This is a genomic window from Streptomyces sp. NPDC059816, from assembly GCF_042732055.1.
Taxonomy (GTDB): Bacteria; Actinomycetota; Actinomycetes; order Streptomycetales; family Streptomycetaceae; genus Streptomyces.
Map to the genome: position 1 here is coordinate 21,815 of NZ_JBHWIQ010000013.1, position 15,019 is coordinate 36,833.

9 protein-coding genes are annotated in these 15,019 nt (G+C 73.1%); 7 read left to right on the forward strand and 2 right to left on the reverse strand.

Going from position 1 to position 15,019, the window contains the following annotated elements; all coding sequences use genetic code 11:
• Positions 1-196 precede the first annotated feature (196 nt).
• Positions 197-8,323, forward strand: coding sequence for a type I polyketide synthase (locus tag ACFV88_RS18515; protein ID WP_385492421.1), 8,127 nt, complete (start codon positions 197-199; stop codon positions 8,321-8,323).
• A gap of 49 nt (positions 8,324-8,372) precedes the next feature.
• The gene (locus ACFV88_RS18520) at positions 8,373-9,530 is read left to right on the forward strand and encodes an acyl-CoA dehydrogenase family protein (protein ID WP_385492423.1); all 1,158 of its coding nucleotides are present in this window, start codon (positions 8,373-8,375) and stop codon (positions 9,528-9,530) included.
• Positions 9,531-9,593: 63 nt separating this feature from the next.
• Here ACFV88_RS18520 and ACFV88_RS18525 read toward each other — a convergent pair whose 3' ends face one another.
• Both ACFV88_RS18525 and ACFV88_RS18530 read right to left on the reverse strand, forming a co-directional pair.
• A complete protein-coding gene (locus tag ACFV88_RS18525) occupies positions 9,594-10,259 on the reverse strand; it encodes a class I SAM-dependent methyltransferase (protein WP_385492425.1) in 666 nt (221 codons plus the stop codon).
• Between the two features lie 140 nt (positions 10,260-10,399).
• On the reverse strand, positions 10,400-10,933 hold the full coding sequence (locus tag ACFV88_RS18530; protein WP_385492427.1) for a flavin reductase family protein: 534 nt from the start codon (positions 10,931-10,933) through the stop codon (positions 10,400-10,402).
• 108 nt (positions 10,934-11,041) lie between these two features.
• Here ACFV88_RS18530 and ACFV88_RS18535 point away from each other — a divergent pair, with 108 nt between their 5' ends.
• The 5 genes from ACFV88_RS18535 to ACFV88_RS18555 are packed head-to-tail and all read left to right on the forward strand — an operon-like array spanning position 11,042 to position 15,002.
• Positions 11,042-12,082 carry a 3-oxoacyl-ACP synthase III family protein gene (locus ACFV88_RS18535; RefSeq protein ID WP_385492429.1) on the forward strand — a complete coding sequence of 347 codons (1,041 nt, stop codon included), beginning with the start codon at positions 11,042-11,044 and terminating at the stop codon, positions 12,080-12,082.
• 1 nt (position 12,083) lies between these two features.
• Positions 12,084-12,317 carry a phosphopantetheine-binding protein gene (locus ACFV88_RS18540; protein WP_385492431.1) on the forward strand — a complete coding sequence of 78 codons (234 nt, stop codon included), beginning with the start codon at positions 12,084-12,086 and terminating at the stop codon, positions 12,315-12,317.
• A complete protein-coding gene (locus ACFV88_RS18545) occupies positions 12,314-13,069 on the forward strand; it encodes a 2-oxo acid dehydrogenase subunit E2 (RefSeq protein WP_385492433.1) in 756 nt (251 codons plus the stop codon). The genes ACFV88_RS18540 and ACFV88_RS18545 overlap by 4 nt, the downstream gene beginning before the upstream one ends.
• Entirely contained in the window at positions 13,066-14,190 is a 1,125-nt protein-coding gene (locus ACFV88_RS18550; protein WP_385492435.1) for an alpha/beta hydrolase, read from the forward strand. Before ACFV88_RS18545 ends, ACFV88_RS18550 begins: the two co-directional genes overlap by 4 nt.
• Positions 14,187-15,002, forward strand: a complete 816-nt coding sequence (locus tag ACFV88_RS18555) for a thioesterase II family protein (protein WP_385492437.1) — start codon at positions 14,187-14,189, stop codon at positions 15,000-15,002. The genes ACFV88_RS18550 and ACFV88_RS18555 overlap by 4 nt, the downstream gene beginning before the upstream one ends.
• Positions 15,003-15,019: the final 17 nt, after the last annotated feature.

Genomic DNA, 15,019 nt, shown 5'->3' on the forward strand with positions numbered 1-15,019 from the left:
CGCCGTCCGCACCCCCACCACGCCGGCCCGCTGCGGAGCCGTCAGCCGACGCGATTGCCGCGCAGCGGGAAACTCGCCGGATTCGTCGCCGCAAAAGTGTATCCACGGGGGCCGTTCGCGGATCGTGGAGCACATAAGGCTTAGAGGGGGCTGGAGCTCTATGGGCAGGTACGAGGGCGGACAAGGGGACACCGGGGTGGATCGCGATGCCGTCGCCGTCATCGGAATGTCGTGCCGGGTTCCGGGCGCCGCGGACGTGCGGGCGCTGTGGCGGCTGCTGCGGGAGGGCGAGCACGCGATAGCGGACGCGCCCGCCGACCGGTGGCCGACGGACATCCCCGAACTGGCGAGCCACCCCCGGGGTGGATTCGTGGACGGCGTCGGTGACTTCGACGCCGAGTTCTTCGGCATCTCACCACGCGAGGCCGCGGTCATGGACCCGCGCCAGCGCATGGTGCTCGAACTGAGCTGGGCGGCCCTGGAAGACGCCTTCCTCCCCCCGGAGAGCCTGCACGGCAGCGCCACCGGGGTGTTCCTGGGCGCCACCGGCGACGACTACGCCTCCCTGGTCCACCGGCACGGTGGAGACGCACTGTCCCACCACTCCATCGCCGGCCTCAGCCGCGGCCTGATCGCCAACCGGGTCTCCCACCAACTGGGCCTGCACGGGCCGAGCCTCACCGTCGACACGGTGCAGTCCTCCTCCCTCGTCGCGGTGCACATGGCCTGCGAGAGCCTGCGGTCGGGCGCCGCGGGGCTGGCCCTCGCCGGCGGGGTCCACCTGAACCTGGTGCCGGAGAGCACGATCGCGTTCGCCCGCGCCGGCGCACTGTCGCCGGACTGCCTCAGCCACACCTTCGACGCCCGCGCCAACGGCTTCGTCCGTGGCGAGGGCGCCGGCGTCGTCGTCCTCAAGCGCCTCGCCGACGCGGTCGCCGACGGCGACCGGGTGTACTGCGTGCTCCTGGGCGGCGCCGTCAACCACGACGGCCCCGGCGCCCTCACCGTGCCCAACGCCGAGGCACAGGGCGCCTTGCTGCGCGCGGCCTGCCGGGACGCCGGAGTGGACCCCGCGCAGGTGGGGTACGTCGAGCTGCACGGCACCGGCACCCGAGCGGGCGACCCGGTCGAGGCGAGCGCCCTGGCCGCCGTCCACGGGGAGGGCCGCGACGCCGGGCACCCGCTGCTCGTCGGGTCGGTGAAGACCAACATCGGTCACCTCGACGCCGCCGCGGGCGTCCTCGGCCTGATCAAGGTCGGCCTCGCGGTGCAGCACGACCTGCTGCCCGCCAGCCTCCACTACGAGACCCCGAACCCGGACATCCCGCTGGAGCGGTGGAAGCTCCGGGTCAACGCCGCCGCCGGGCCCTGGCCCGGCGGGCCCCGACTGGCCGGCGTCAGCTCCTTCGGCATCGGCGGCACCAACTGCCACCTCGTCGTCGCCGCCCCCGAGCCGCGCCCCGAGCCGCGCCCGACGACGGAGACCGCGCCCGCCGTACCCGTCCCCGTGACGGTGTCCGCCCGCACGCCCCGGGCACTGCGGGAGCAGGCCAGGCTCCTGCACGACTGGGTGCGCGACGACGCCGATCTGCACCCGCGGGACATCGGCCACTCCACGGCCACCACCCGTTCCCCGCTGAAGAACCGGGGTGTCGTGCTCGCCGCCGACCGGGCGGAACTGCTGGACGGACTCGCCGCATTGGCGCAGGGCACACCGTCCGCCCGGGCCGTCACCGGCACCGCCGCCGAGGGCGGCGGCGTGGTGTGGGTGTTCTCCGGGCAGGGCGCCCACTGGGTCGGCATGGCCCAAGGCCTGTGGGCGGCGAACGAGGTGTTCGCCGCCCGCATGGACGAGTGCGAGCAACTGCTCCGGCAGTACGGCGGCTGGTCACTGCGGGAGGTCCTCGGCGACGAGAGCGCACTGAAGCGGATGGACGTCGTCCAGCCCGCCCTGTTCGCCGTCATGGTCTCGCTGGCCGAGGTGTGGCGCTCGGCGGGCCTGAAGCCCGACGCGGTCATCGGCCACTCCCAGGGGGAGATCGCCGCCGCGACCGCCGCGGGCATCCTCTCCCTGGCCGACGGGGTGCGACTGATCGTCGCCCGTGCGCGGGTCATCACCGAGAAGCTGTCCGGGCGGGGCCTGATGGCGGTGCTCGACCTGCCCGCCGACCAGATCGACCAGAGCCGGGTGTTCATCGGCGCGGTGAACTCGCCCGGCACTGTGGTGATCTCCGGCGACCCCGATGCCGTGCGCGAGGCCGTCGCCGACTGCCAGGCGAAGGAGATCCGCGCCCGGATCGTCCCCGTCGACTACGCATCCCACTGCGACCACGTGGAATCCATCCGGGACGAGGTGCTCGCCGGGGTGGCCGGCGCCGCGACCACCGACACCGGAGTGGCGTTCTACTCCACCGTCGTCGCCGGCCGGGTCGACCCGGCCGAGCTGGACGCCGAGTACTGGTACCGCAACCTGCGCGAACCCGTGCGCTTCGCCGACACCGTCCGCGCCCTGTCCGCCGCCGGGCACGGCACGTTCGTGGAGGTCAGCCCGCACCCGGTGCTCGCCATGCACATCGCCGCGACGGTCGGCTCGGCCGTCGTGCAGCCCACGCTGCGCCGCAACGAGGAGGAGACGCACCGGCTGCTGCTGTCCATGGCGGAACTCCACAGCCGCGGCGTCGACCTGGACTGGCGCCACAGCTTCACCGGCGCCCGGCGCGTGACGCTGCCGACGTACGCGTTCCAGCGCGAGACCCATTGGATCGACGGACCCGCCGCAGTGGCGCCCGTCGTCCGGTCGACGTCCGCCGCCCCGGTCCCCGAGGCCGCCGCGCCCGCCGCCGTCGAGACCTCGGAGCAGGACCTGTGGACGCTGGTGCGGGGTGAGGCCGCGGTCCTCCTCGGGCACGCCGACACCGCACGGATCGGCGCTGACCACACCTTCAAGGAACTGGGCTTCGACTCGGTGACCGCGGTGCAACTGCGCGACCGGCTGAACGCCGCGACCGGACTCCAGACGCCCGCCTCACTCGCCTACGACCACCCGACACCCGCCGCGGTGGTGCGCCACCTACACGAGCAGCTCGCCGGACCCACCGAGGACCGGGCCGCAGCGGACGCCGTCGCCGTAACCGACGACGAGCCGATCGCCGTCGTCGGCATGAGCTGCCGGCTGCCCGGCGGCGTGGTGACCCCCGAGGACCTGTGGCGCCTGGTCGCCGACGGGAACGACGCGATCACCGGCTTCCCCGAGGACCGCGGCTGGCAGCTCGCCTCGGACGCGGACTTCGTTCCCGCCGGCGGCTTCCTGGACGGTGCCGCGGAGTTCGACGCGGGATTCTTCCGGATCAGCCCGCGCGAAGCCCTCGCCATGGACCCTCAGCAGCGGCTCGCCCTGGAAGCCGTGTGGGAGGCGCTGGAGAACGCCGGCCAGGACCCGACGGCGCTGCGCCGCACCAGTACCGCGGTGTTCATGGGGGCCATGGCCCAGGACTACCTGCCACGCCTCCAGGACGTGTCCGGCAACCTCGCCGGCCACGCGCTGACCGGTGGCTCCGGCAGTGTGGTGTCCGGCCGGATCGCCTACGCCCTCGGCCTGGAGGGGCCGGCCGTCACCGTCGACACCGCGTGCTCCTCCTCCTTGGTCTCGGTGCACCTGGCCGCCCAGTCGCTGCGCTCCGGAGACTGCTCCCTCGCCCTGGCCGGCGGCGTCACCGTGATGTCCACCCCGGGCATGTTCGTGGAGTTCGCCCGACAGGGCGGACTCGCCGCCGACGGCCGCTGCAAGGCGTTCTCCGACACCGCCGACGGCACCGGCTGGTCCGAGGGCGTCGGCGTGCTCGTGCTGGAACGGCTGTCGGACGCGCGACGCAACGGCCACCGCGTGCTGGCCGTGCTCCGGGGCAGTGCGATCAACCAGGACGGCGAGAGCAACGGCCTCACCGCCCCCAACGGTCCCTCCCAGGAACGGGTGATCCGCCAGGCGCTGTCCTCGGCCGGTCTGTCCCCGGCGGAGGTCGACGCGGTGGAGGCACACGGCACCGGCACCAGCCTCGGCGACCCGATCGAGGCGCAGGCCCTGCTCGCCGTCTACGGCCAGGGCCGCGAGGAGCCCCTGTGGCTGGGCTCGCTGAAGTCCAACATCGGGCACACCCAGGCCGCCGCCGGTGTCGCCGGAGTGATCAAGATGATCATGTCGATGCGGGCCGGGGCACTCCCCAGGACGCTCCACGCCGAGCAGCCCTCCCAACAGGTCGACTGGTCCTCCGGCACGGTCCGACTGCTGACCGAACAGCGCGACTGGCCGCGGGCGGACCGCCCCCGGCGCGCCGCGGTCTCCTCCTTCGGGATCAGCGGCACCAACGCCCACGTCATCATCGAACAGGGCGATCCCGCGCCGGCCGAAGCGCCCACCGGGTCGGCGGCAACCGCGCCGACCCCGGGCGCCACGGTGTGGGCGGTGTCGGCGCACAGCGCCAAGGCATTGGCCGGGCAGGCCCGGAAGCTGGGCACCGCGCTCGCGGCCGACCCCGCGGCGCACCCGGTCGACGTGGCCCGCTCCCTGGTCACCCGACGCGCCCGTCTCGACCACCGCGCCGTGATCATCGGCACCGGCCGGGAAGAACTGCTCACCCGACTGGACGCCCTGGCCCGCGGACAGCGCGAATCCGGAGTGGTCACCGGCCATGCGTCGGCGGCACCCGGCATCGGCGTGCTCTTCTCCGGACAGGGCAGCCAACGCCTGGGCATGAGCCGGGAACTGATCGAGGTCTTCCCGGTGTTCGCCGCGGCCTGGCGCGAGGTCTGCGCCGCACTGGACCCCCTGCTGGAGCACCCCGTCGACGAGGTCGTCGGGGCCGAGCCGGGCTCCGCGGCGGCCGGACTGCTCGACGAGACGGCGATGACCCAGCCCGCGCTGTTCGCCTTCGAAGTGGCCGCCTACCGGCTCGTGACCTCCCTGGGGGTCGAGCCCGCGGTACTCGTCGGGCACTCCATCGGCGAACTGGCCGCCGCGCACGTCGCCGGAGTGTTTCCGCTCGCCGACGCGGCCCGCCTGGTCGCGGCCCGCGGAGCCCTGATGGGCGCCCTGCCGCGCGGCGGGGCCATGGTGGCCGTGCAGGCCGGCGAGGACGAGGTGCGGGCCGCCCTGGCCGGACACGAGCGGTCCGCCTCCGTCGCCGCCGTCAACGGGCCCGAGGCCGTCGTCATCTCCGGTGCCGAGGACGTCGTCACCGCGGTCGCCGCGGCCCTGGCCGCCGAGGGACGCAAGACGAAGGCGCTGCGCGTCTCGCACGCCTTCCACTCGCCGCTGATGGAACCGATGCTGGAGGAGTTCCGGCGCGTCGCCGAGTCGGTCACCTACGCGCCGCCGCGCATCGCGGTCGTGTCCAACGTGTCCGGCGCCCTCGCCGCACCGGGGGAGCTGGAGCACCCCGCGTACTGGGTGCGCCACGTGCGCGAGGCCGTGCGCTTCGCCGACGGGGTCGCCGCCGCGGTACGGGCCGGCGCCCGGACGCTGATCGAGGTCGGCCCCGACGGAGTCCTGTCGGCCATGGCCGCCGACGCCTCCACCGACCCAGACCTGACGGCGATCCCCCTCGCCCGCAAGGGCCGTTCCGAGGCCCGTGCGGCGACCGAGGCCCTGGCCCGGCTGCACGTCGTCGGCGTCCCGGTGGACTGGCGGGCCTACCTGGACCTCGTCGGCCCCGCCGGAACCCCCGTCGACCTGCCCACCTACGCCTTCGACCACCAGCGGTACTGGGCGCTACCGGCCCGAGCGCACGGCGACGTCACGGACGCCGGACTGGAACCCGTCAGGCACCCCTTCCTCTCCGCGGCCACCGAACTCGCCGTGGGCGACCAGGTGGCGTTCAGCGGAACCGTCGACCCGGTCACCGCACCCTGGCTCGTCGACCACACCGTCTTCGGTCACACCGTGTTCCCGGGCGCGGCCGTCGTCGAGATGGCACTGCGCGCGATCGAAGGCACCGGCAGCCGCACCCTCGAAGAGATCACCCTGCACACGCCGCTGACCTTCGCGGAGGGCGCCGTCCAGGTCCAGGTCGTCCTCGGCGGGGCGGAGCCGTCGGGCCGGCGCCCGATCGGCGTCTACGCGCGCCCGGTCGGCGGCTCGCGCGCCTGGACCCGCCACGCCAGCGGGCACGTCCAGCGACAGACCCCCGCCCACACCCCCGCCGTGGACGTCCGACCGCCGGACGACGCCGCCTGGGTGGACCTCTCCGGCTTCTACCCGGAACTCGTGGACCGGGGCTACGGGTACGGGCCGGCCTTCCGGGGACTGCGCTCGCTGTGGCGGCACGGCGACGCGGTGCACGCCGAGGTCCACCTGCCCGAGCAGGCGGCGCACGGCCCGGCCGGATTCGCCGTGCACCCGGCCCTGTTCGACGCCGCACTGCACCCGGTGCTGTCGCTGGTGGCCTCCGACGATCCGACGCGGGCGGTGCTGCCCTACTCCTGGTCCGGGGTCACCCACCACGGGCCCGCCACCGACCGCCTACGGGTCCGCGCCGCCCGGATCAGCGACACCGAGGTCTCCCTCGCGATCGCCGACGCCGACGGTGCGCCCGTGCTGACCGTCGCGTCCCTGGCCCTGATGCCGGCCTCGCCGGACCAACTGGCCACGGGGTCGCTCGCCGACTCCCTCTTCACGGTGCGCTGGTCCCCGCTGGAAGCGGCACCGGACCGGCCGGCCCCACCGGTCGACCTCGTACACCTGGAGCGCGCCGCCCACCCGGACGTGCCCACCGCCGCGCGGGCCACCACCGCGGCGGCACTCGAACTGGTGCAGCGCCGGCTCGACGACCACCACGAGCGACCCCTGGCCGTCGTCACCACGAACGCCCTGGCCGTCCTCCCCGGCGAGACGCCCGATCCGGCGCTGGCACCGGTGTGGGGCCTGGTGCGCTCCGCGCAGGCCGAGCACGACGGACAGTTCGTGCTCGTGGACACCGACGGCACCGAGGAATCACGACGCGCGCTGGAAACCCTGGACGCGCGGGTGCCCGAGGTGGCGATCCGCCGGGGCGAACTCCACGCACGACGGCTGCTCCCGGTGGCCGCGCCCACCGACGCCCGGCCCGACTGGGACCCCGACGGCACGGTGCTGCTCACCGGCGCCACCGGTGGACTGGGGGCACTGCTCGCCCGGCACCTCGTCGTCGAGCGCGGCGTGCGCAACCTGCTGCTGCTCAGCCGTTCCGGGGCGGGCCCCCTGGCCGCGGAACTGACCGAACTCGGTGCCCACGTCACCGACGCCGCCTGTGACGTCTCGGACGCCGCGGCGCTGGCCCGGCAACTGGACCGCATCCCGCGGGCGGCCCCGCTCACCGCGGTCGTGCACATGGCGGGCACGCTCGACGACACCACCGTGGAACTGATGACCCCGGAGCGCGTCGACGGCGTGTTCGGCCCCAAGGTCGACGCCGCCTGGCAACTCCACGAACTCACCCGGAACACGCCCCTGTCGGCCTTCGTGCTGTACTCCTCGGTCGTGGGCGTGATCGGCAACGCGGGCCAGGCCAACTACGCGGCGGCCAACGCCTTCCTCGACGCCCTGGCCGAGCACCGCGCCGCGGAGGGACTGCCCGCACTCTCCTTGGCCTGGGGCCCGTGGGAGATCGGCATGGCCAGCGCCCTCGGCAAGACCGACCTGGCACGCTTCCGGCGCCACGGCATGGCGCCCCTGACGGCCCAGCGGGGCACGGCCCTGTTCGACGCCGCGCTCGCCGCCGACGAACGGCTCCAACTCCCCGTCCAGATCGACCGGGCCGCCCTGGGCCAGGACACCGTGCCCGCACTGCTGCGCACCCTGGTCCGACCCGTCGCCGTGCCCGCCCCCGCCGAACCGTCCGCGGTCGAGGAGAGCGGGGAGTCCCCCATGGCGGCCAAGCTGGCGGCCCTGTCGGCCGAGGAGCAGCGCGAGGAACTGGTGTCGCTGCTGCTGGAGACCGCGGCCGTGGTGCTGGGATACCCGTCTTCCGAGGACATCGACGCCGAGATGTCGTTCCAGGAGATCGGCTTCGACTCCCTCAGCGGCGTCGAGTTCCGCAACCAGGTCAAGCTGGACACCGGAGTGCACGTCCCGGCGACGGTGATCTACAACTACCCGACGCCCGCGGCCCTGGCGGAGCGCGTGCGGGAGTTGTTGTTCCCCGCGCCCCAGGAGCCGGCGGACGCGGACGTCGACCTGCCGGACGGCGAAGCGGGACCGGACGGCCGCGACGGCCGCGACGGCCTTGACGGCCTTGACGACATCGACGACCTCGACATCGAGGCGCTCGTCCTGCGGGCGAACTCCGAATGACGATCCGCTCGCCCGCGGGTGAGTGCGTTGACCTGGAAGTGGTGGAGAGATGAAGCCGGAAGACCTGAAGGCCGTGCGCGCGTTCGTCAAGGAGTGTCTCGGCGGCCCGCACACCCAGTGGGACGGGCTGGAGGACAAGCCCTCGGACGTCTACGAGAGGTTCCGGGAGACCGGACTGGCCAACTGGTGGCTGCCCGAGGAACTCGGTGGCCGCGGGCTGAGCCTGGAGGACGGCGTCGAGATCGTCAACGAGATCGCCTACGGCGACGCCGGAGTGGCCTTCACCCTCTTCATCTCGGTGCTCGGCACCAGCATCGTGCAGTTGTACGGCTCCGAAGAGCTGAAGTCCCGGTACCTCGCCCCGATGGGCGACCGGGGCGCGTTCTGCGCGACGCTGGGCAGCGAACGGTCCGCGGGCAGCGAACTCGCCAAGATCGAAACCTCGGTCGCGGTCGACGGGGACGAACTCGTCGTCACCGGGGAGAAGTTCTTCTCCACCAACACCGACTTCGCCGACTTCCTGGTGGTGGTGGCGCGTTCCGCGGAGGACCCGGAGGCGTACCACGCGGTGCTGGTGCCGCGGGACACCCCCGGGGTGGAGATCGTGAAGCGCTGGGACGTCATCGGCCTGCGCTCCTCGTACACCTACCAGGTCAGTCTTCAGGGCTGTCGCGTTCCCCTGGCGAACCGGCTCGACGGTTCGGGGCTACGGCTGCTGGAGATCGGCCTCAACGCCAGCCGCATCCTGATCGCCGCCACCGCGATCGGTGTGGCCCGGCGCATCCGGGACCACTGCATGACCTACGCCAAGAGCAAGCCCCTGCGTGAGGGGACCCTCGTGGAGAGTCCGGTGTTCGCCCAGCGGCTCGGGCAGATGGAAATGCAGATCGACGTCATGAAGAGCCACTGCCTGCGCGCCGCCCGCGACTACGACGCGATCATGTCCGCGCCCGACGCCGCCGCGCGGTTCCACCGCCAGGGCACCCTGAAGTCCGCGCTGACCGCCAAGATGTTCTGTGGCCAGGCCGGTTGGGAGGTGGCGAGCGTGGGCTCCGAGATGTTCGGCGGCCTCGGCTACACCCATGAGCTGCCCATCGGCAAGCTGGTGCGGGACGTCCGTTACGTCTCCCTGGTGGAGGGCGGCGACGACGTCCTGCGCGATCTGCTGTTCAGCCGCTACGTGGTCCCCGTACCCCGCCGCTCCTAGCGTGCGGCGGGCGTACCCGCTGGTCATCCGGGCGCGCGCCCCGGGTGACCGGCCGCGCGGGCGTCAGGGGACCTCGGCCTCGAAGAGGGCGGTGCAGCCGTGCACCGTCACCGTGTGGACGGGGAAGCGGGCGGCGAGCTCCGCCCGCAGGTCGTCCAGGCTGTCCTCGGAGTTGTTCATCATGCCGCGCCGGTTCCACGCCGCGAAGCTCGCCCGGGCCGCCGCGCCGACCGGCACCCCCTTGCTCAGCACGGTGGCGCCGAAGATCCGCCCGCCCGGCCGCACGCACGCCGCGACGTTGTCCAGCACCGCGGCCTTCTCGCGGATGCTGCCGGGCACGCAGTGCAGCAGGAAGTTCAACGAGGCCGAGCCGAAGGACGCCTCGGGCAGCGGCAGCGGTTCGAGCGCGTTGGCCCGGACCGTCGTGACGTCGAACCGGGCGAGCCGGCGGGCCGCGTGGCGCAACGAGTGCTCGTTCAGATCGGCCAGGGTGATGGACTGCTGCGGGTCGGTGCGGCAGTTGTCCAGGAAGTAGCCCGTGCCCACGCCGACGTCCAGGTGCTCCGCGGAGACGTTGCGGTCGAACATGGCGACCACTTCGGACACGGGAACCCGGAACAGGAACCGGCAGTTGATCTTGAAGGCCACCAAGTCGTACACGGGGAGCGTCCACGGTCGGTAGACGGCCTGTCCGGCGTACACCTGGTCGGAGTGGGACGAGGCGGTCACGGGGGAACCTCCGGCCGGCGGGCGAATGCGTCGGGTCACGACTATACGGGCCGGAGTTCCTTGCCGCTCGGGGCAGTTGGGCCGGTCGGCGCAACGAGCAGTGCGCCCGAAGGGCGGATGCGTGCGGGCGCGGACGGGCCCTACGGCGCGGCGGTCCCGTCGCCCGGCACGAACCGGCCGTACCCACCCCGGTAGAAGAGCAGCGGACCGTCGTCGTCGCCCGTGCCGAGGGCGTGCACCCGGGCGACCACGATGTGGTGGTCACCCGCCGGGTGTTCCGCCTCCACCGAGCACTCCAGCCAGGCGAGCGCTCCGTCCAGCACCGGCTGTCCCGACGGCGACCGGGACCACGGCACCGAGGCGAACTTGTCCGGGTCGCTGCGGGCGAGCCGCCGGGAGGTCTGCTCCTGCCCGGCGCCCAGGATGTTGACGCAGATCCGTGCGGAGGTGCGCAAGCCCGGCCAGGTCCGGCTGCCCCGTCCCGCGCAGAACGACACCAGCGGCGGTTCCAGCGACACCGAGGTGAAGGAGTTCACCGTCAGACCGCTCGGCCGGGCGTCACCGCCGGGCAGCCCCGTGACCACGACCACCCCGGTCGCGAATCGCCCGAGTGCGCTGCGGAACGCGTCCGCGTCGGGTCGCCCCGCGGCGACCGTGAATCCGGTGGCTGTCATCCGTCCAGGATCGGCGGCGCCGCTAAAGCCGCGCCAATTCCCGGCTGAATTAGGGCTGCTTTAGCGATCGGTCCTAGCGTCCGGACCGAAAGGGAAAGGAGGTCGAACGTGGTGGACCGCACCGTGCACATTCTGTCCGCGGGAACCGCCCTGCCCGGGCAGCCCGTCGACACCGAGGCGTTGGCCAGCCGATTTGGAATGGACCGTTTGTGGGTCCAATGGGTAGACACGTTCATCGGCACCCGCACCCGGTACCTCGCACTCGATCTGGAAACGGGGGAGCCCCGCGAATCCCTCGCCGACCTCGCCACCGCCGCGGCCACCACTGCCCTCGCCCGGGCCCGGGTGTCGGCCGAGGACATCGACCTCGTGGTCCTGGGCACGGCGACCCCCGACACCCTGATGCCGGCCACCGTCAACGTCGTCGCCGACCGATTGCGCATCGACGGCGTCCCGACGTTCCAACTCCAGTCGGGTTGTTCGGGCGCCGTCCAGACCTTCGACCTCGCCACCTCACTGCTGTCCACCGGCCGCTACCGCACCGCCCTGGTGCTCGGCGGCGACGTGATCGCCAAGCACTACGACGTGACCACGGACCTCCGGGCGTTGCCGCCGGAGGAACTCGTCAACTACGTGCTCTTCGGGGACGGCGCCGGAGCGGCCGTCCTCAGCACGGAGCACCGACCCACCAGCCCCCGCATCCGTTCCGTGCTCACCCGACTGGCCGGCCTGGACCGGGCGCCGGGCCAGGTGCTCCAGTGGTACGGGCTCGCCGACCGCGACAGTGCCCGCGCCCCCGCGCAGGAGGACTACAAGGCCATCGAGGAACGCGTGCCCGAACTCGCCGACGAGGTGGCCCGGGAACTCCTCGACGACCTGGGGTGGGAACGCGAGGACGTCGACTGGCTGTTGCCGCCCCAGCTCTCCGTCACGATGACCGGGCGGATCGCCGAGCGCCTCGACTTCCCGAAGGCACAGGAGATCACCTGCGTCGGGGAGACCGGCAACAACGGCAACGCCCTGCTCTTCTTCCAACTGGAACGGCTGCTCGCGCGGATCACCGCCCCGGCCCGGGCGATCGCCGTGGCCATCGAGTCCAGCAAATGGATCAGATCAGGGCTCGCCCTGGAACTGGACGGAGGAGTCTGACATGGCGGTCCCCCTCACCAGAACGGATTTCGTGGGAATCCTGCGCGACGAGATCGGCCTGGACGTCACCGAGGTCGACCTCGGCCGTGGACTCGACGAACTGACGGGCTGGGACTCCGTCCATCTCCTCGCCCTCCTCATCCTGCTGGAAAAGGAGATCGGAACCCCGCTGTCCCTACCGGATTTCCTCGATGCCGGAAGCCTGGAATCGATCTACGAATTGGTGACCCCGTGACGGAGCGCCCCTTTCCCACCCAGCGTCGGCACACCCTGTTCTTCCTCGACCAGATCCGGGACTTCGCACCGGTCCACCTCGACACGGAGGTCGACGCCACCGCGATCGTCGCCTCGCGCCGCCGCGCGGTCGAGGCGGGCACCCGCCGCTCCGTCGTCGCCCATGTGGTGCACGCCGCCGCCGCGGTGCTGCGGAAGCACCCCGAGGCCAACGGTGCGATCCAGGGCCGGCTCGATCCGACCGTCGCCACCTACGACACCGTCAGCGCCAAGGTCACCCTGGACCGCACGCTCGACGGCCACCGGGTCGTCCTCGCCACGGTCATCCCCGTGCCGGAGGACGAAACCCTCGACGGCGTCCAGGCCCATCTGGACCGGGTCGCCACCGAGGACCCCGACACCGCCGAACGGTTCGCCCCCGTCCGTGCCCTGCGCTCCCTGCCCTGGCGGGAGGCGCTCGACCGGTTCCGGGCGGCGGCCGGGCTCCTCCACCGGCGCCCCGAGATCACCGGCACGTTCAGCGTCACCTCCCTCGGCCACCGGGCCGTCGACGGCTTCCACTCCGTGGGCGGCACCACCGTCACCCTCGGCGTCGGCCGCATCGTCGACCGACCCGTGGTACGCGACCACGAGGTCACCGTCGCACCGGTCCTGCGACTCTCCCTCACCTTCGACCACCGGGTGATCGACGGAGCCGAAGCGGCCGACGTCCTCACCGAGATCAAGGACGCGCTGGAGGAGCACCCCGCATGACCCACCCCCACGCGCCCCGGGCCACCGGCGACGGGCACGACCTGGACGAACTCAAACGCTTCGTCGTAGCCCACGCCCTCTCCCAGGGCCTGCCCGCCGACCACCACGCCCCGGTCCTGGACCGGATCACCACCGACACCGGCGACGCACCCGGTTCCTGGGCGTACGAGTGGATCCGCGCCGGCGACGAACGGGACGCGGCCGGCGACACCTTGGCCGCCAGCCAGTACTACGTCATGGGACGCTTCCCCTACGTGGACGGCCCCGGCCGTGCCCGCGCCCTGCACCGCGCGGTCGACGCCTTCGACCGCTGGCGCACAGCCGAACCGACCGGCATCGAACCGGAGACCGTCGACGTCGACGGCGTCCCCGTCCGCATCTGGACCGCCGGCCTCTGCGCGCAGGACCCCCGCCCCCTCCTCGTGATCACCGGCGGCATCGTCAGCCCCAAGGAACAATGGGGCGCCCTGCTCCCGCAGATCACCGCCCTGGGACTGGCCGGCGCCGTCGCCGAACTCCCCGGGGTCGGCGAGAACCCCCTGCGCTACGCCCGCGACAGCACCCGACTGTTCACCGCCCTCCTCGACGCCCTGGCCGGCCGGGCGGACGTCACCCGGACGTACCTCCTGGCGCTCAGCTTCAGCGGACACCTGGCGATCCGCGCGGCGCTGACCGACCCCCGCATCCGCGGCATCGTCGGCAACGGCCCCCCGATCCACGACTTCTTCACCGACGCCACCTGGCAGCGCAGCGTCCCCGCGGTCACCAGGAACACCCTCGCGCACCTCGTCGGCGTCCCCCCGAAGGACGTCCACGCCCACCTCCACGACTGGGCCCTCAGCGACGACGAACTCCGGTCCCTCGACGTCCCGTTGGCCGCAGTCACCGCACTCCGGGACGAGATCGTCCCGCCGGGCGACCCGGAACGGCTCAAACGGCACGTCACCGACCTGCGGCTGTTGGAGCACGACGACGTCCACGGAGCGCCCCGGCACCTCGCCGAGACGAAGGCGTGGAGCCTCCTCGCCCTGCAACGCATGCGCCCGGACGCCGACCCGGCCGTCACCGAGCGACTCGTCGCCGCCGTCGCCGCCGCACGACGACCGGGGCGGACCCCGTGACCGCCCCGACCACCCCGACCAGCCGGACCGCCGCCCCGTCCACGCCGGTCGCCGGCGACTGGCTGCGCCAGTACGCACCGGCGCACGCGGACGCGCCCTGGGTGGTCCTCTTCCCGCACGCCGGGGGATCCGCCGGCTTCTTCGCACCCCTGGCCCGCGCCCTCGCCCCCTCCGTCCGGGCCCTCGCGGTGCAGTACCCCGGCCGGCTGGAGCGCCGCGACGTGCCACCCGCCGAAGACCTCAGGGAACTGGCCCACGGCGCCGCGGCGGCGATCGCGGAAGCCGTCGAGCGCACACCGGGCCCCCCGCGAAACGCCCCGCTGGCCTACTTCGGACACAGCATGGGCTCCCTCGTCGCCTACGAGGCCGCCCTGCTCGGGGAACGCGGCCGGGCACCGGCGCCCGACGCGCTGATGGCCTCCGCCGGACGCGCCCCCGCCCGCACCCGCGTCGACCCCGCCGTCCTACGCAGCGACGAGTCCCTCATCGACGAGGTCCGGCTGCTCGGCGGGACGGACCGGGCTGCCCTGGACAACGCTGACCTACGAGCCCTGATCCTCCCCGTGCTGCGCGCCGACTACCGCGCCCTCCAGCGATACGTCCCCACCCCCGCGACCCGGGTCCGCTGCCCGGTCACCGTGCTGATCGGCGAGGACGACCCCCTGGTCCCGCTCGCCGACGCCGGCCGCTGGCGCGACCACACCACGAACCGCTTCCGGCTCCACGTACTGCCGGGCGACCACTTCTACCTGAATCCGCGGCTGCCGGACGTGGTGGACACCGTACGCACGGTGCTCGCCGAAGTGTCCTGACCGAGAGCGAGGCTGTA